This window comes from Silanimonas lenta DSM 16282, from assembly GCF_000429065.1.
GTDB classification, from domain to species: Bacteria; Pseudomonadota; Gammaproteobacteria; order Xanthomonadales; family Xanthomonadaceae; genus Silanimonas; species Silanimonas lenta.
Window position 1 is genome coordinate 70156 of the sequence record NZ_AUBD01000010.1, and the last position, 16327, is coordinate 86482.

Genomic DNA, 16327 nt, shown 5'->3' on the forward strand with positions numbered 1-16327 from the left:
CCCGGCGCCCGGCCGGTCAACGGGGCGCGGGGGGCGTATGCTGGCCGGCATGCCCGATGGACCGCCCGCCGTGGCCACCCGATCCGAGCTCGCGCACCATGCCGACCTCGACGCCCGCCTGGTGCGGGCGACGCGGCGGCTGCGGCTGCTGCAGGCGGTGAGCTGGAAGCGCCGGGTGCAGGTGGCCTTCCTCGAACGCTGGCGGCGCGGCGTGCTGCGCCTTCCCGAACCCGAATACGAGCCCGAGGACCTCGCGGACGTGCGCGCCGAGCTGCGCGCCATCGGCGAGGCCTGCGACGTCGACTCGCCGCTCGGCCTCTACCTGCGCCGCAGCTGCGAGAGCTGGCACACCGCCGCCCAGCTGCTGGAGGCGGTGGGCACGGCGGCGGTCACCGACCACTCGATCCGCCTGTTCGGCCGCCCCGGCGACCCCCTGCCCGGCGGCGAGGTCTCCGGGCTCGATGCCGCCCTGCACTTCGTGCGCATCGCCGACGAGCTGGACGCCGAACTGCGGGATGCCGACACCGACGACGTGCGCATCCCCTCCACCGAGGTGCGCGACCGGCTGCAGGCCGACATGGACGCTTTCTTCGGCCCCGGCGAAGTGGCGGTGGAACTGGATGCCGACCTGATCGCCAAGGCCGCCGCCGGCCCTACCCGCATCCGTCTGCGCGAGGGCGCCGCATTCAGCGAATACGACGTGCACCAGCTGCGCGAGCACGAGGCCTTCGTGCACACCCTCACCGCCCTCAATGGCCGGGCGCAGCCGCACTTCGCCTCACTTTCGCGCACCTCGCCGCGGATCATCGCCACCCAGGAGGGACTCGCCACCTTCGCCGAGCTGATCACCGGCCATATCGACATCGAGCGCATGAAGCGCATCAGCCTGCGCATTCTCGCCATCGACATGGCCCTGCGCGGCGCCGATTTCATCGACGTGTTCCGCTTCTTCCTCGAGGCCGGGCAGCGCGAGACCGAGAGCTTCGCCTCGGCGGCGCGCATCTTCCGCGGCGTGCCGGTGACCGGTGGCGCGGCCTTCACCAAGGACGGCGTCTACCTCGCCGGCCTGGTGCGGGTGCATACCTTCTTCCGCTGGTGCCTGAAGCACCGCCGCCTCGCCCTCACCCACCGGCTGTTCGCCGGGAAGATGACGCTGGAGGACGTGTTCGACCTCGAGCCCGCCTTCGAGAGCGGGGCCATCGCCCCACCCCGCCACCTGCCGCCCTGGGCGCGCCGGGCGGGAGGCCTCGCCGGCCTGCTGGCCTTCTCGCTGTTCGCCAACACCATCCGCCTCGACCGGGTGGACATCGACAACCTCGATGCGGTGCCGCAGCTCTTCGGCGTTCGTCCCTCGGAGCCGCGTGCCCAGGAACGCTGAGGCAGGCGGTTTCAGCGCCGCCCGAACCTATCCTTCGGCCGCGGCCGCCCGCCCCGCGGCGCCTGCCGCGCCTCCTGCCGCCGCTGGGCAAGGGTCTGGGCGGCGGCGTCGCGCTCGTCGCGCAGCTTGATGTAGTGGGCATAGCGCGCCTCGTCGAGCTGCTCTGCCGCAAGGGCCGCCAACACCGCGCAGCCCGGCTCGTTGAGGTGGGCGCAGTCGCGGAAGCGGCAGGTGGCGGCCAGCGCCTCGATGTCCTCGAACACGCCCTCGGCAAAATCCTCCTCGCCCACCAGCTTGAGCTCGCGCATGCCTGGGGTGTCGATCAGGCAGCCGCCCTGCGGCAGCGGGATCAGCACCCGCGAGGTGGTGGTGTGGCGGCCGCGCGAATCGGCCTCGCGCACCGCCGCGGTCTTCATCTGCTCGCACCCGAGCAGGGTGTTGGTGAGCGTGGACTTGCCGGCGCCCGAGCTGCCTACCAGCACGCAGCTCCGCCCCGGCCCGAGGTAGGGCGCGAGCACGGCGGCACTGGCCGGGTCCTTGCCGTTCACCACATGCAGCGGGAAACCGGCAGCGGTGAGCGGCGCCAGCAGCTCGGCGGCCTCGCCGGCGAGGTCACCGGCGAGGTCGGCCTTGGTCAGCACCAGCACCGGGGCGGCGCCGCTCGCCTGCACCAGCAGCAGGTAGCGTTCGATGCGCCGCGGGTTGAAATCGCCGTCCAGCCCGGTCACCACCAGCACGTGATCGATGTTGGCGGCGATCGGCTGCTGCTGGTAGTGCTCGCCGGCGGCGGCGCGGCGCAGCAGGGCGTGGCGCGGTAGCCGCTGGGCGATGGCCTCGCCGCGGTCGTCGAGCAGCACCCAGTCGCCCACCACCGCGCGCTGCTCGGCCGGGAAGCGCGGCCGGGTCCAGGCCGCTGGCGGCTGCACGCGGCGCGTCTCGTCGATGGCGGTGGCCACCACGTAGGCATTGCGGTGCTGCCCCACCACCCGCGCCAGCGTCGCACGCGGCAGGGCGGCGAGAGCCTCGGCCGCAGGCGCGCCCTCGCGCCAGCCCATCGGCCGCACGGCCTCGAAGTCGTCGGGGGTCCACGTCATCGCGCGCAGTGTACGCGGGCTTGCCCCGCCCTTGACCGCGGCGGGTGCTAGCCTGCAGGGATGGAAAACTACCGTGTCCTCGTGCTCGTGCTCGCCGGCCTCGGCTTCCTCGGCTTCGGCCTGTGGTTCCTCGTGGATCCGGTCGTGCCGCTGGCCGCCATCGGCATCCGCGCCGAGGGGCCGGCCGCGGCCACCGAGTTCCGCGCCTTCTACGGCGGCCTCGAGCTTGGCCTCGGCGCCCTGCTGCTCGCAGCGGCCGCCCGCCCGGCCTGGCGCCGCCCGGGCCTGTGGCTGGTACTGGCGGCCAATGGCGGCATTGCCCTCGGGCGCCTCGTCGGCATCGCGCTGGACGGGGTCTGGGTGCCCTTCTTCGCCTATGCCCTGGTCTGGGAACTCGGCTTCGCCGCCCTCGCCCTGGCCGGTCTGCGGGGAGGCCGTCCGCAGGCCTGAGGCCGGTCTCGAAGCGCATGCGTTACCCTCGGGGCTGGTCTCTCCCACCCTGCCCCATGCCCTCCCATACCCTCGCCACCCGCGAACGCCTGCGGGAAGTCCGTTACGAGATCCGCGGCGATCTTGCCCGCCGCGCCCGTGAGCTGGAAAGCCACGGCCACAAACTGATCAAGCTCAACATCGGCAATCCCGGGGCCTTCGGCTTCCGCGCCCCCGAGCACCTGCAGCGTGCGATTGCCGACCACATCCACGACACCGACCCCTACACCCATCAGCAGGGCCTGCCCCGGGCGCGCGAGGCACTGGCCGCGCACTACCGGGCCCGTGGCACGCCGCATGCCTCGGCGGAGCGCATCTTCATCGGCAATGGCGTCTCGGAGCTGATCGACATCGCCCTGCGCGCCCTGCTCAACCTCGGCGACGAGGTGCTGCTGCCCAGCCCGGACTACCCGCTGTGGAGTGCGGCCACCATCCTCAACGACGGCATCCCGCGCTATTACAGCTGCCGCGCCGAGAACGGCTTCCTGCCCGACCCGGACGAGATCGAGCGGATGATCGGGCCCAAGACCCGCGCCCTCGTGCTCATCAACCCGAACAACCCGACCGGCGCCAGCTACCCCAGGCCGCTGCTGGAAAAGCTCGTGGCGCTGGCCGCGAAGTACCGCCTGCTGCTGATGGCCGACGAGATCTACGACGGCATCCTCTACGACGGCAACGCCTTCCAGCCGCTGGCCCCGCTGGCCGGCGAGCTGCCCTGTCTCACCTTCAGCGGTCTTTCCAAGGTGCACCGCGCCTGCGGCTGGCGCGTGGGCTGGGCGGTGCTCTCCGGCGACCCCTTGCGCACCGGCGAGTACCACCATGCCCTCGACCTGCTCGGCGCCCTGCGCCTGTGCGCCAACGTGCCGGGCCAGTTCGCCATCGAGGCCGCGCTCACCGGCGGCGACACCATCGGCGCCCTCACCGCCCCCGGCGGCCGCCTGCACGCCTCGCGCCAGGCGGTGATCGAGGCCTGCGCCGGCAGCCGCTTCCTCTCGGTAGTGCCGCCGCAGGGCGCGCTCTATGCCTTCCCGCGGGTGGACACCACCCACCTGCCGGACTTCGACGACTACCGCTTCGCGCTCGAGCTGCTGGAGACCGAGCACGTGCTGATCGTGCCGGGCAGCAGCTTCAACGTGCCCTACCGCGACCACTTCCGCGTCACCCTGCTGCCCGAGGCCCGCGAGATCGCCGAAGTGTTCCGCCGCATCGAGCGCTCGCTCTCGCAGTACGCCGACCGCGGCGGCGCCCGCCATGTGGCCTGAGGCCCTGCTCGCCATGGCCCTCGCCACCCTGCCCGCCGGCGCGGCGACCGGCGCCGCCAACGCTGCGCCCGAACCGCGCTTCCTCGCGCTCGGCGACAGCTACACCATCGGCGAGGGCGTGGCCCCGGAGGGCCGCTGGCCGGTGCAGCTCGCCGCGCGGCTGCGCGAGCGCGGCATCGCCATCGGTGAGCCTCGCCTCATCGCCACCACCGGCTGGACCACCGACGAGCTGGAGGCCGGCATCGATGCCGCGGCCGCGCGCGAGCCCCTCCCCGCCGACCATGCCCTGGTCTCGCTGCTGATCGGCGTCAACAACCAGTACCGGGGCCGGCCGCTCGCCGAGTACGAGCAGCAGTTTTCCGCCCTGCTCGAACGCGCGATCGGCTTCGCCGGGGGCGATCCTGCGCGGGTGCTGGTGCTCGCCATCCCCGACTGGGGCGTCACGCCCTTCGCGATCCGGTCCGGCCGCGACCGCGCCAAGATCGCAGCACAGCTGGATGCCTTCAATGCCGCGGCCCGGCGCATCGCGGACGCCCGCGGCGCGCGCTTCGTCGACATCGCGCCGGTGAGCCGCGAGCGCGGTGGCGAGGCAGCGATGCTGGCCGAGGACGGCCTGCATCCCTCGGCTGCGCTGTACGCCCTGTGGGCCGAGGCGGCGCTGCCAGTGGCCGAGGCCCTCCTGCGCCGCTGATCGGTTGCATCCGCAACCACTCCGCGCACCCGCCGCTGAATACGAATGCGCCCTGGCCCCGCCGGGCCGCGTGGCGGCCAGGGTTTACGCGAGGCCCTCGCGCTTGGAGTCCCGACTCTAGACCCGCGTGGTGAAGTCGGGGGCCACCTCCGATACCGAGCGGCCAAGGGGAGCAGAAGGCATGCGCGAGTGCGTCACGCCGGCACAGGAGCCGGACCAGCGGGGCAAAGCCTCCCGCGGGCTCCATGATCCGTCCTTCGAACACGATGCCTGTGGCTTCGGGCTCATCGCCTCGCTGGACGGCGTGCCGAAACGGCGCAACCTCGACCTCGCCCTCGATGCCCTGGCCCGCATGGCGCACCGCGGCGCGGTGGCGGCCGATGGCGCCTCCGGCGACGGCGCCGGCCTGCTGATCCAGCGGCCCTCGGCCTGGCTCGCCGCCTGCGCCGCCGACATCGGCCTCAGCCTTCCGGCGCAGTCCGCCTCGGGTCTCGTCCTCCTGCCGCGCGAGGTGGCCGAGGCCCAGGCCTCGCGGCAGAAGATCACCGCGGCCGCCCGCGAGAGCGGGCTCATCGTGCTCGGCTGGCGCCGGGTGCCGCTCGACCTCTCGGCCTGCGGGCCGGTGGCCGAGGCCCGCCGCCCGCACATCGAGCAGCTCTTCGTCGCCCCGGCCGCACCACTCAGCGCGCCCGAGTTCCGCCGCGCCCTGTTCGCCACCCGCCGCCGTGCTGCCCAGGCCCTCGGCAGCGAGGAAGCCGGCTACCTCGTCTCGCTCTCGGCCGACAGCATCGGCTTCAAGGCCATGGTCATCCCCGAGCGCCTGCCGCGGCTCTACCCCGACCTCCGGCACCCGGCGCTGGCCTCCACCTGCGTCATCGTCCACCAGCGCTTCTCCACCAACACCGCGCCGCGCTGGCCGCTGGCCCAGCCCTTCCGCCACCTCGCCCACAACGGCGAGATCAACACCATCGCCGGCAACCGCGGCTGGGCGCGGGCCCGGCGCACGCTGTGGAAGGCGGAAGGCCTCGACTTCGCCGCATTAGGACCGCTGGTCTCCGAGCATGGCTCGGACTCGCAAAGCCTCGACGACATGCTGGAGGTGATGCTGGCCGGCGGCTTCGATGCGCTGGCTGCGCTGCGCATCCTGATCCCGCCGGCGGCGCACACGCTCTCCACCCTCGACCCCGACCTCGCCGCCTTCTACGAGTACTACGCCCTGCACACCGAGCCTTGGGACGGGCCGGCGGCAGTGAGCTTCAACGACGGCCGCTATGCCGGCTGCCTGCTCGACCGCAACGGCCTGCGCCCGGCACGCTGGGCGCGCACCGAAGACACGCTGGTGATCGCCTCCGAGGCCGGCGCCTTCCGCCTGCCGGAAGGCGAGATCCTCGCCAAGGGCCGGCTCGGCCCGGGGCAGATGCTCGCCGTCGATCTCGAACGCGGCGAAGTGCTCGACAGCGAGGCCATCGACCGGATCAACGCCTCGCGCCACCCCTTCAAGCAGTGGCTGAAGGAGGGCGTGGGCTACCTCGTCTCCGACCTGATCGACCCGGCGCTGGCCGCCGAACCCTTCGACGATCTCACCCTCGCCCGCTTCCAGCGCCGCTTCGGCCTGACCCGCGAGGAACGCGACGGCATCCTCAAGGTGCTGGCCGAGACCGAGGGCGAGGCGGTGGGCTCGATGGGCGACGACACCCCGCTGCCGGCCTTCTCGCAGCGCCTGCGCTCGCTCTACGACAGCTTCCGCCAGGCCTTCGCCCAGGTCACCAATCCGCCCATCGACCCGCTGCGCGAGACGGTGGTGATGTCGCTGGTCACCCAGTTCGGCGCCGAGCGCAATGTGTTCGAGGCCCGGCCCGAGCATGCCCGCCAGGTGCAGCTCAACTCGCCGATCCTGAGCCAGCGCAAGCTGCGCGAGCTGCTGGCCATGCCGGACTACGCCCAGCGCCATGCCCTGCTGCACCTGTACTGCCGCGAGGGCGAGGGCCTGGAGGCGGCGCTGCGCCGGCTGGTGGCCGAGGCGGCGCAGGCGGTGCGCGAGGGCGCCCGCGTGCTGCTGCTCTCCGACCGCTACCCGCCCGACGGCGCCCGCGCCGTGCACGCCCTGCTCGCCACCGGCGCCATCCACCACGGCCTGGTGGAGGCCGGCCTGCGCTGCGACTGCAACCTGGTGGTGGAAACCGGCACCGCCCGCGATGCCCACCACATGGCCTGCCTGATCGGCATGGGGGCCACCTTCGTCTACCCCTACCTTGCCTACCAGACCCTGCACGGCATGCTGCGGCAGGGCCAGCTGCAGCTGCCCGGAGACGATGCCGAGCCGGGACGGCGCTACCGCAGGGGGCTCAAGAAGGGGCTGCTGAAGATCCTCTCGAAGATGGGCATCAGTTCGCTCTCCAGCTACCGCGGGGCGCGGCTGTTCGAGATCGTCGGCCTCGCGCCCGAGGTGGTGGCGCTGTGCTTCCCCGGTACTCCGAGCCGCATCGGCGGCGCGGGCTTCGCCGAGCTCGATGCCGATGCCGCCGAGTACGCGGCCTTCGCCGCCGACGATGCCGCGCCGCTGGAGATCGGCGGGCTGATGCAGTACCGCCCCGGCGGCGAGTACCACATGGCCAACCCGGAGGTGGTGCTATGCCTGCAGCGCGCGGTGCTGAGCGAGGCCGAGGCCGACTGGGAGGCCTTCCGCCGCGCGGTGGACGAACGCCCGCCCTCGGCCCTGCGCGACCTGTTCGCGATCGAGCCCCTGGGGCCGCCCGTGCCGCTCGAGGCGGTGGAGCCGGCCAGCGCCATCCTCGCCCGCTTCGACTCCGCCGGCATGAGCCTCGGCGCGCTCTCGCCGGAGGCGCATGAAGCCCTCGCCATCGCCATGAACCGGCTGGGCTGCCGCAGCAACTCCGGCGAAGGCGGCGAGGACCCGGCGCGCCACGGCACCGAGCGCCGCAGCAAGATCAAGCAGGTGGCCTCGGGCCGCTTCGGCGTCACCCCGGGCTATCTCGTCAACGCCGAGGTGCTGCAGATCAAGATCGCCCAGGGCGCCAAGCCCGGCGAGGGCGGCCAGCTGCCGGGCCACAAGGTGGACGCCACCATCGCCCGCCTGCGCCATGCCCGGCCGGGCATCGGCCTGATCTCGCCGCCGCCACACCACGACATCTACTCGATCGAGGACCTCGCCCAGCTCATCTACGATCTCAAGCAGGTGAACCCCACGGCCCTGGTCTCGGTGAAGCTGGTGGCGCACGCCGGGGTGGGCACGATCGCCGCCGGCGTGGCCAAGGCCGGCGCCGATTTCATCACCGTCTCCGGCCATGACGGCGGCACCGGCGCCAGCCCCGTCAGTTCGATCCGCTACGCCGGCTCGCCCTGGGAACTGGGCCTTGCCGAGGCCCAGGAGACCCTGCGCCGCAACGGCCTGCGCGGGCGCGTGCGGCTGCAGGCCGACGGTGGGCTCAAGACCGGGCTCGACGTGGTGAAGGCCGCCCTGCTCGGGGCCGACAGCTTCGGCTTCGGCACCGTGCCGATGATGGCGCTGGGCTGCAAGTACCTGCGCATCTGCCACCTCAACACCTGCGCCACCGGGGTGGCCACCCAGGATGCCCGGCTGCGCGAACAGCACTTCAAGGGCCTGCCGGAGCGGGTGATGGCCTATTTCCGCTTCCTCGCCGAGGACGTGCGCCGGCACCTCGCGGCGCTGGGCGCGCGCTCGCTGGACGAACTCATCGGCCGCGCCGACCTCTTGCGGACACGCGAGGATCTGCCGCCGCGCCAGCGCCTGCTCGACCTCTCGCGCCTCGTCGCCAGCGCCGCCCTGCCGGGGCCCGCCTGCCACCAGCCGGCACCGCCGCATCCTGCTCCTCCCAGCCCGCTCGCTGCCACCCTGCTCGACGAGGTGCTACCGGAGCTGTTGGCCGGGCGCAGCGTGCGCCGCGAAGTGCGCATCGACACCCAGGATCGCAGCCTCGGCGCCGGGCTCTCCGGCGCCCTGGCCCGGGCTTGCGGCGACGAGGCCCCACCGGCCACGCTGGAACTGCACTGCCACGGCAGCGCCGGCCAGAGCTTCGGTGCCTTCAACGCCAAGGGCGTGCACCTGCACCTGCATGGCGAGGCCAACGACGGCGTCGGCAAGGGCATGGCGGGGGGGCGGATCGTCATCGCCCCGCCGGCCGGCCACCGCTTCCCCGCCCATGAGGCGGCCATCCTCGGCAATGCCGCGCTGTACGGCGCCACCGGCGGCGAGCTGTTCGCCGCGGGCCGGGCCGGCGAACGCTTCGCCGTGCGCAACTCCGGCGCCACTGCGGTGGTGGAAGGCCTCGGCGACCATGGCTGCGAGTACATGACCGGCGGCCAGGTGCTGGTGCTCGGCCGCACCGGGCTCAACTTCGGCGCCGGCATGACCGGCGGCTTCGCCTACGTGCTCGATCTCGACCGTGGCTTCGTCGACCGCTACAACCACGAGCTGGTCGACATCCACCGCCTCGAGGCCGAGTCGATGGAGCACCACCTGCAGCACCTGCGCGCCCTGCTGCGCACCCATGCCCAGTTCGCCGGCAGCGCTCTCGCCCGCGGCCTGCTGGAAGACTTCCGCGAGGTGATCGGCAAGTTCTGGCTGGTGAAGCCGAAGGCCGCCAGCCTCGATTCCCTGGTCGCCGCACTCAAGAGGGCCGCCTGATGCCCCGTCCGCACTTCGATTTCCTCGACCTGCCGCGGCAGATGCCGCAGGAACTGGGCGTGGCCACCCGGCTCGCCCTCGGCGGCGAGATCTACGGCCACTTCCCGCCCGCGGAGGCCAAGGCCCAGGCGGGGCGCTGCCTCGACTGCGGCAACCCCTACTGCAGCCACGCCTGCCCGGTGGGCAATGCCATCCCGCAGTGGCTGGAGCTGGTGCGCCAGGGCCGGCTGTTCGAGGCCGCCACGCTGGCGCACGAGACCAACCCGCTGCCGGAGATCTGCGGCCGGGTCTGCCCGCAGGACCGGCTCTGCGAGGGCGCCTGCACGCTGGAGGCCGGCTTCGAGGCGGTGACCATCGGCAGCCTCGAGAAGTACCTGGTCGACGAGGCCTTTCGCCAGGGCTGGCGCCCCGACCTCTCGCGGGTGAAGCCGCGCCGGGAGCGCGTGGCCGTGATCGGCGCCGGGCCCGCGGGCCTCGCCTGCGCCGACCGGCTGGTGCGCGCCGGCGTGGGCGTCACCGTTTACGACCGCCACGACGAGATCGGCGGTCTGCTCACCTTCGGCATCCCGCCCTTCAAGCTGGAGAAGTCGGTGATCGCCACCCGACGGCAGGTGCTGGAGGCCATGGGCGTGCGCTTCCAGCTCGCCACCGAGGTGGGCCGCGACATCGAGTTCGGCCGGCTGATGGCCGAGCACGACGCGGTCTTCGTCGGCACCGGGGCCACCACGCCGGTCGATGCCGGCCTGCCGGGGCAGGCCCTGCCCGGGGTACTGCCGGCCCTGCCCTTCCTGATCGCCAATGCCCGCCGCGTGCTCGGCCGCCCGCTCGCCGAAGACGAGGCCGCCATGCTCGACCTCGCCGGCAAGACCGTGCGCGTGCTCGGCGGCGGCGACACCGCCATGGACTGCGTGCGCACCGCGAAGCGGCTCGGCGCCGCCCGGGTGAGCTGCGTCTACCGCCGCGACGAGGCCGGCATGCCCGGCTCGCGCCGCGAGGTGAAGAACGCCCGCGACGAGGGCGTGGAGTTCCTGTTCCACCGCGCCCCGCTCGCCATCGAGGGCCAGGGCCGGGTGCAGGCCCTGCGCGTGGCCCGCACCGAGGCTACGGGCCGCGGGGCCTTCTCGGTGCTCGAAGGCGCCACCGAGACCCTGACGGCCGACGTGGTGATCCTCGCCTTCGGCTACCGCCCGAGCCCGCCGGCCTGGCTCGTCGGGCACGGCGTGCGCCTCGCCGGCAACGGCCTGGTGCTGGGCGGCCCGGCGGCGGCCGGCAGCGAGCCGGCATGGTGCATCGACTCGCCCTACCAGACCTCGCTGCCGAAGCTCTGGGCCGGCGGCGATGCCCTGCGCGGCGCCGACCTCGTGGTCACTGCCGTGCGCGACGGCCGCGACGCAGCCGCGGCCATGCTGCGGCAGTTCAAGGGCATCGCCATCCGTAGCGCGGCCTGAAGGCGCGCCGCGGCACGGTGTTCATCCGGCCGGGAGGCAAGGGCGGCGTACAATGGCCGCTTCCCGGATTCCCCTCCCGCCGCCATGAGCCTCAGCCCCGATACCCGCGCCCGCATCGAATCCATCCTCGCCTCGCACGAGGTAGTGCTGTTCATGAAGGGCAGCCCGCAGCGCCCGCAGTGCGGCTTCTCGATGAAGGCCGCCAGCATCGTCTCCGGCATCCTGCCCGAGTTCGCCCACGTCGACGTGCTGCAAGACCCGGAGATCCGCGAGGGCATCAAGATCTACGGCCAGTGGCCGACCATTCCGCAGCTCTACGTGAGGGGCGAGCTGATCGGCGGCTCGGACATCCTCGAGCAGATGCTCAACTCCGGCGAGCTGCATGCCCTGCTCGGCGGCGAGCCCCCGGACCGCACCCCGCCTGCCATCACCATCACCGACGAGGCCGCCGCGCAGATCCGCAAGGCCATGGCCGAGCAGGGCGAGGGCCTCGCCCTGCACATGGCGGTGGACGCGAAGTTCAACAGCCGCTTCGAGCTCAAGCCTGCCACCGGGCACGAACTGCGCGCCGAATCGAACGGCATCGTGGTGCACTTCGACCTTGCCAGCGCGCCGCGCGCCAATGGCATCGTGATCGACTGGGTGGACCGCGGCGTGCAGGGGGCCGGCCTGTCGATCACCAATCCGAACGCCCCGGCCCCGGTACGCCCGCTGTCGGTGAAAGCGCTGGCCGCACGCCTGTCCGAGTTCACCGTGATCGACGTGCGCCCGCCCTCGGCCCGCGCCCATGCCCCCTTCCCGCACCCGCACCGGGTGCTGGACGAGAGCAGCCACGACCAGCTCGCCGCCCTGCCGAAGGACACCTTGCTCGCCTTCCTCTGCCACCACGGCAACAGCAGCCGCCAGGCCGCCGAACACTTCCGCAGCCTTGGCTTCACCCAGGTGTACAACGTGGAAGGCGGCATCGACGCCTGGTCGGTGGAGGTCGATCCCTCGGTACCGCGTTACTGAGGCAGGGTGCCCCCGGTACGGGGCGCCCCCGTGCCGGAAAGAGCCAAGCGTCAAACCCCGTCAAAGCTGGCAGCCAAGCGCTGCCGGCCGCCCATCGCTATCGCAGCAGCGCTAGAGTATCTGCCCTAAATACGACGGCAACACCCTGTATTTCCCGGCGATTCTGCCGGGGCAGGAGAACGGGAGAGGACGATGGCGCGTACTGCGATATGGATCGGGCTGTGCTCGGCGGCCATGCTGGCCGTGGGCTGCGGCAGCGCGGAGACCCCGGCCGAGCTCGCCGCCGCGGCCTGCGAGGCCCAGGCCAAAGGCCGGCTAGGCGGCAAGCCCTACACCCTGGACAGGGCCATGCTCGCCAGTTCGGCCACCGACGACGGCCGCGGCGGCCTCCTGCTCAGCGCGCCGATCGTGGTCAACGCCGGGCTGGCCGACGAGGGCACCCAGCAGCTCGAGTGCACGGTGCGCTTGAGCGGCGAGCCGCCCAGTGCCGAGGTGCTCAACCTGCGCTTCATCTGGTGAGCCCGTGCGGCCCGAGGCCGCGCCCCGGGCCCCTTTCAGTCGAAGCGCAGGTGCTTCACCGACTTGCCGTGGCGGCGCACCAGCCGCAACGCCTCGATGCCGATGCGGATGTGGCTCTCCACGAAGCGCTCGCTGACCACGCGGTCGGAAGCCTCGGTCTTCACCCCTTCCGGCACCATCGGCTGGTCCGAGACCAGCAACAGAGCGCCACTCGGGATGCTGTTGGCGAAACCGGCAGCGAACACGGTGGCGGTCTCCATGTCGATCGCCATGCAGCGCATGCGCCGCAGCTTCTCCTTGAACTCGTCGTCGTGCTCCCAGACTCGGCGGTTGGTGGTGAACACCGTGCCGGTCCAGTAATCGAGCTCGAGGTCGCGGATGGTGGTGGAGACCGCGCGCTGCAGGGCGAAGGCCGGCAGGGCCGGCACCTCGGGCGGCAGGTAGTCGTTGCTGGTGCCCTCGCCGCGGATGGCGGCGATCGGCAGGATGAGGTCGCCCAACTCGTTCTTGCGCTTCAAGCCGCCGCACTTGCCGAGGAAGAGCACAGCCTTCGGACCATAGGCCGAGAGCAGGTCCATGATGGTGGCAGCGTTGGCGCTGCCCATGCCGAAGTTCACCATGGTGATGCCGTCGATGGTGGCACTGGGCATCGGCCGGTCGCGTCCCACGATCTCGGCCCCGGTGAGCCTGGCGAAGACCTCGAGGTAGCCCCCGAAATTGGTGAGCAGCACATGCTGGCCGAACTGTTCGATCGGCACCCCGGTGTAACGCGGCAGCCAATTGGTCACGATTTCCTGCTTGTCACGCATCGCCTGCGTCCTCGTCGTCTTCGATCGCACGATTTTGCCATGCACCCCCGGCCGACCATGACCTTCGGCCCGGTTGGAAGCCCGCGCCTGCTTGGCTAACGTGACGGTTCTCCCGACCCGGAGCCCCACATGCGCCCCCGATCCGCCGCCGCCCGCCCCCGGGCGGGCCGTCTCGTCCTCCTCGCCGCCGCCCTTGTCTGCGCCCTCGGCGCCATGGCCGCGCCGGCCTCGCGCACCACGGTCCTGAAGCAGGACCCCTACCCCAGCACCTACCAGCCACTGGCCGCGCCGCCCACCCTGATCCGCAACGCCACCCTGCTCATCGGCGACGGCACCCGGCTGGAAGGCGCCGACCTGCTGCTGCGCGAGGGCCGCATCGCCCGCATCGGCCGCGGCCTCGAGGCCCCGCGCGATGCCGTGGTGGTGGAGGCTGCCGGGAAATGGGTCACGCCCGGCCTGATCGACGTGCACTCGCACCTCGGCGTCTACCCCTCGCCCGGCCTGCAGGCGCACCAGGACGGCAACGAGATGACGAGCCCGGTGACCTCGCAGGTCTGGGCCGAGCACGGCGTGTGGCCGCAGGATCCCGGCTTCGGCACCGCGCTGGCCGGTGGCGTCACTTCGATGCTGATCCTGCCTGGCAGCGCCAACCTGATCGGCGGCCGTGGCGTGGTGCTGAAGAACGTACCCGCCACCACCTACCAGCAGATGAAGTTCCCCGGCGCGCCCTGGAGCCTGAAGATGGCCTGCGGCGAGAACCCGAAGCGGGTCTACGGCGGCCGCGGCTCGGCCCCGATGACCCGCATGGGCAACGTGGCCGGCTACCGCAACGCCTTCATCGAGGCCCGCGAATACCTGAAGAAGCTGGGTGGCAAGGAGGCCCCGGCGCAGGACCTGCGGCTCGAGACCCTGGCCGCCGCCATCAACGGCGAGATCCAGGTGCAGATCCACTGCTACCGCGCCGACGAGATGGCGATCATGCTCGACCTCGCCAAGGAGTTCGGCTTCAAAGTGGCCGCCTTCCACCATGGCGTGGAGGCTTACAAGATCGCCGACGAGATGGCCGATGCCGGCACCTGCGGTGCCCTCTGGGCCGACTGGTGGGGCTTCAAGGCCGAGGCCTACGACGCGGTGCAGGAGAACATCCTGATCGTCGACCGCGCCCGCAATGGCCGCGGCTGCGCGGTGGTGCACTCGGATTCCCCCGAGGGCATCCAGCGCCTCAACCAGGAAGCCGGCAAGGTGATCGGCGTGGCCCGCCGCGCCGGCATCGAGGTGGCGCCGGAACAGGCCATCCGCTGGCTCACCGCGAACGCCGCGCGCGTGCTCGGCATCGAGGCGCAGGTCGGCACGCTGGAGCGCGGCAAGATGGCCGATGTGGTGCTGTGGAACCAGAACCCCTTCAGCGTTTATGCCAAGGCCGAGAAGGTGTGGATCGACGGCGCCCTGCTCTACGACCGCGCCGATCCCGCCCGCCAGCCCACCTACGACTTCATGCTCGGCCAGGAGCCCCTGTGATGCGCCGTCTCTCCCTGCTCGCTGGCGCCCTCGCGCTGGCCCTCGCCGGCCTCGCCTCGGCGCAGGCCGTGTTCATCGACAATGCCCGCGTCCATACCGCCGGCCCCGCCGGCACGCTGGAAAACGGCGATGTGCTGATCACCGACGGCCTGATCACCGCCGTGGGCCGCGAACTCGCGCCGCCTCCCGGTGCCCTGCGCATCGATGCGAAGGGCCAGCCCCTGACGCCGGGCCTGTTCGCCGGCCTCACCGCCCTCGGCCTCGAGGAGATCAGCGCCGAGTCCAGCACCGTGCACAATGCCCTCGGCGCCCCGGCCCCGCACGTGCACCCGGGCGAGACCCGCTGGCGCCCGGAGTTCGACGTGCTACCGGCCTTCAACCCTCGCTCGCAGGTGATCGGCGTCAACCGCCTCGAGGGCCTCACCTTCACCGTGCTCGCCCCCGGCGCCCTGGAGCAGGGCAGCTTCGTTGCCGGGCAGGGCGGCGCGGTGCGCCTCGACGGCCGCTTCGATGCCCTGGTGGAGGGCAGCCGCAGCCTGTTCATCGACCTTGGCAACGGCGCCGTCGCCGCCTCCGGCGGCAGCCGCGCCGGGCAGTACATGCTGCTCGACCAGGCCATCCGCGAGGCCCGCCCCGCGCCTTCGCCGATGATGATGGTGAGCCCTGGCCACGGCCTGCTCACCCCGGCCGGCCGCGAGGCCATGAGCCGCTACCTGCGCGGCGGCCGGGTGGTCTTCATGGTCGACCGCGCCGCCGACATCCGCCAGGTGATCCGCCTCGGCCAGCAGTACGGCTTCCAGCCGGTGATCGCCGGCGGCGCCGAGGCCTGGGTGGTGGCCGAAGAACTCGCTGCGGCCAGGGTGCCGGTGCTGCTCGACGCCCTGGTGAACCTGCCCGGCAGCTTCGACCAGCTTGGCGCCCGCATCGACAACGCGGCGAAGCTGCATGCCGCCGGCGTCACCATCGCCTTCACCCAGAGCGGCGATGCCACCCACAATGCCCGCAAGATCCGCCAGCTCGCCGGCGTGGCCGCGGCCAACGGCCTGCCCTGGGAAGCGGCCCTGGCCGGTCTCACCGCGAACCCGGCGCGCATCTTCGGCATCGAGGGCCGGCTCGGCAGCATCGAGGTGGGCAAGGTGGCCGATCTCGTGCTCTGGAACGGCGACCCGCTGGAGGTGACCACCACCGCCACGCAGGTCTTCGTCGGCGGCCGCGCGGTGCCGATGCAGTCGCGCCAGACCCTGCTGCGCGACCGCTACCTCGCGCCGAAGGGCGCGCTGCCGCGGCAGTACCCGGCGGCGGGTGGGCGGGAGAATGGTGGGCCGTGAAGGATTCGAACCTTCGACCAACTGGTTAAAAGCCAGCTGCTCTACCGACTGAGCTAACGGCCCGGCATGCCGGATCGGCGCCTCCCGCGGCCTCGCGGGGGGCGCGCAGTGTAG

At 72.3% G+C, this 16327-nt stretch carries 12 protein-coding genes and 1 tRNA gene; 10 read left to right on the forward strand and 3 right to left on the reverse strand.

From position 1 onward, the window contains the following. The first annotated feature begins 49 nt into the window (after positions 1-49). Positions 50-1378 carry a peptidase MATCAP family protein gene (locus tag G408_RS13485; protein WP_051282689.1) on the forward strand — a complete coding sequence of 443 codons (1329 nt, stop codon included), beginning with the start codon at positions 50-52 and terminating at the stop codon, positions 1376-1378. 11 nt (positions 1379-1389) lie between these two features. On the opposite strand, the gene rsgA is transcribed toward G408_RS13485, so the two are convergent. Continuing rightward, positions 1390-2472, reverse strand: coding sequence for a ribosome small subunit-dependent GTPase A (gene rsgA / locus G408_RS0106455; RefSeq protein WP_028770439.1), 1083 nt, complete (start codon positions 2470-2472; stop codon positions 1390-1392). 60 nt (positions 2473-2532) lie between these two features. Between rsgA and G408_RS13490 the strand changes: the two genes are divergently transcribed. The 7 genes from G408_RS13490 to G408_RS0106495 all read left to right on the forward strand — a co-directional run bounded on the left by G408_RS13490 (position 2533) and on the right by G408_RS0106495 (position 12558). After that, a complete protein-coding gene (locus G408_RS13490) occupies positions 2533-2922 on the forward strand; it encodes a DUF4345 family protein (protein WP_037412590.1) in 390 nt (129 codons plus the stop codon). 56 nt (positions 2923-2978) lie between these two features. Beyond that, positions 2979-4223: an aminotransferase class I/II-fold pyridoxal phosphate-dependent enzyme gene (locus G408_RS0106465; RefSeq protein WP_028770440.1), complete on the forward strand. Its 1245-nt coding sequence runs from the start codon at positions 2979-2981 to the stop codon at positions 4221-4223. Continuing rightward, the gene (locus G408_RS0106470) at positions 4213-4914 is read left to right on the forward strand and encodes an SGNH/GDSL hydrolase family protein (RefSeq protein WP_425423340.1); all 702 of its coding nucleotides are present in this window, start codon (positions 4213-4215) and stop codon (positions 4912-4914) included. The genes G408_RS0106465 and G408_RS0106470 overlap by 11 nt, the downstream gene beginning before the upstream one ends. A gap of 181 nt (positions 4915-5095) precedes the next feature. Next, positions 5096-9580 (forward strand): glutamate synthase large subunit, encoded by a 4485-nt coding sequence (gene gltB / locus G408_RS0106480; protein WP_051282690.1) that lies wholly within the window; start codon positions 5096-5098, stop codon positions 9578-9580. Continuing rightward, positions 9577-11028 (forward strand): FAD-dependent oxidoreductase, encoded by a 1452-nt coding sequence (locus G408_RS0106485; RefSeq protein ID WP_425423342.1) that lies wholly within the window; start codon positions 9577-9579, stop codon positions 11026-11028. The genes gltB and G408_RS0106485 overlap by 4 nt, the downstream gene beginning before the upstream one ends. Positions 11029-11112: 84 nt before the next feature. Next, entirely contained in the window at positions 11113-12039 is a 927-nt protein-coding gene (gene grxD, locus G408_RS0106490) for a Grx4 family monothiol glutaredoxin (RefSeq protein WP_028770444.1), read from the forward strand. A 192-nt stretch (positions 12040-12231) separates the two neighbouring features. Then, on the forward strand, positions 12232-12558 hold the full coding sequence (locus tag G408_RS0106495) for a hypothetical protein (RefSeq protein ID WP_156890075.1): 327 nt from the start codon (positions 12232-12234) through the stop codon (positions 12556-12558). A 35-nt stretch (positions 12559-12593) separates the two neighbouring features. Here G408_RS0106495 and G408_RS0106500 read toward each other — a convergent pair whose 3' ends face one another. Then, positions 12594-13367, reverse strand: a complete 774-nt coding sequence (locus G408_RS0106500; protein ID WP_028770446.1) for an AMP nucleosidase — start codon at positions 13365-13367, stop codon at positions 12594-12596. 213 nt (positions 13368-13580) lie between these two features. Here G408_RS0106500 and G408_RS0106505 point away from each other — a divergent pair, with 213 nt between their 5' ends. After that, a complete protein-coding gene (locus G408_RS0106505) occupies positions 13581-14885 on the forward strand; it encodes an amidohydrolase (protein WP_028770447.1) in 1305 nt (434 codons plus the stop codon). Next, positions 14885-16213, forward strand: a complete 1329-nt coding sequence (locus tag G408_RS14750; RefSeq protein ID WP_051282706.1) for an amidohydrolase family protein — start codon at positions 14885-14887, stop codon at positions 16211-16213. Before G408_RS0106505 ends, G408_RS14750 begins: the two co-directional genes overlap by 1 nt. On the opposite strand, the gene G408_RS0106515 is transcribed toward G408_RS14750, so the two are convergent. Further along, positions 16201-16276, reverse strand: a tRNA-Lys gene (locus G408_RS0106515). The genes G408_RS14750 and G408_RS0106515 overlap by 13 nt on opposite strands. Positions 16277-16327 lie beyond the last annotated feature (51 nt).

Excerpts from the sequence above, each read along its gene's own strand:
- G408_RS0106465 (WP_028770440.1), top strand. The coding sequence starts at position 2,979 with ATGCCCTCCCATACCCTCGCCACCCGCGAACGCCTGCGGGAAGTCCGT.
- G408_RS0106500 (WP_028770446.1), bottom strand. The coding sequence starts at position 13,367 with ATGCGTGACAAGCAGGAAATCGTGACCAATTGGCTGCCGCGTTACACC.
- G408_RS13490 (WP_037412590.1), top strand. The coding sequence starts at position 2,533 with ATGGAAAACTACCGTGTCCTCGTGCTCGTGCTCGCCGGCCTCGGCTTC.
- G408_RS0106495 (WP_156890075.1), top strand. The coding sequence starts at position 12,232 with ATGGCGCGTACTGCGATATGGATCGGGCTGTGCTCGGCGGCCATGCTG.
- rsgA (WP_028770439.1), bottom strand. The coding sequence starts at position 2,472 with ATGACGTGGACCCCCGACGACTTCGAGGCCGTGCGGCCGATGGGCTGG.
- G408_RS0106505 (WP_028770447.1), top strand. The coding sequence starts at position 13,581 with ATGGCCGCGCCGGCCTCGCGCACCACGGTCCTGAAGCAGGACCCCTAC.
- G408_RS14750 (WP_051282706.1), top strand. The coding sequence starts at position 14,885 with ATGCGCCGTCTCTCCCTGCTCGCTGGCGCCCTCGCGCTGGCCCTCGCC.
- G408_RS0106470 (WP_425423340.1), top strand. The coding sequence starts at position 4,213 with ATGTGGCCTGAGGCCCTGCTCGCCATGGCCCTCGCCACCCTGCCCGCC.
- grxD (WP_028770444.1), top strand. The coding sequence starts at position 11,113 with ATGAGCCTCAGCCCCGATACCCGCGCCCGCATCGAATCCATCCTCGCC.
- gltB (WP_051282690.1), top strand. The coding sequence starts at position 5,096 with ATGCGCGAGTGCGTCACGCCGGCACAGGAGCCGGACCAGCGGGGCAAA.
- G408_RS13485 (WP_051282689.1), top strand. The coding sequence starts at position 50 with ATGCCCGATGGACCGCCCGCCGTGGCCACCCGATCCGAGCTCGCGCAC.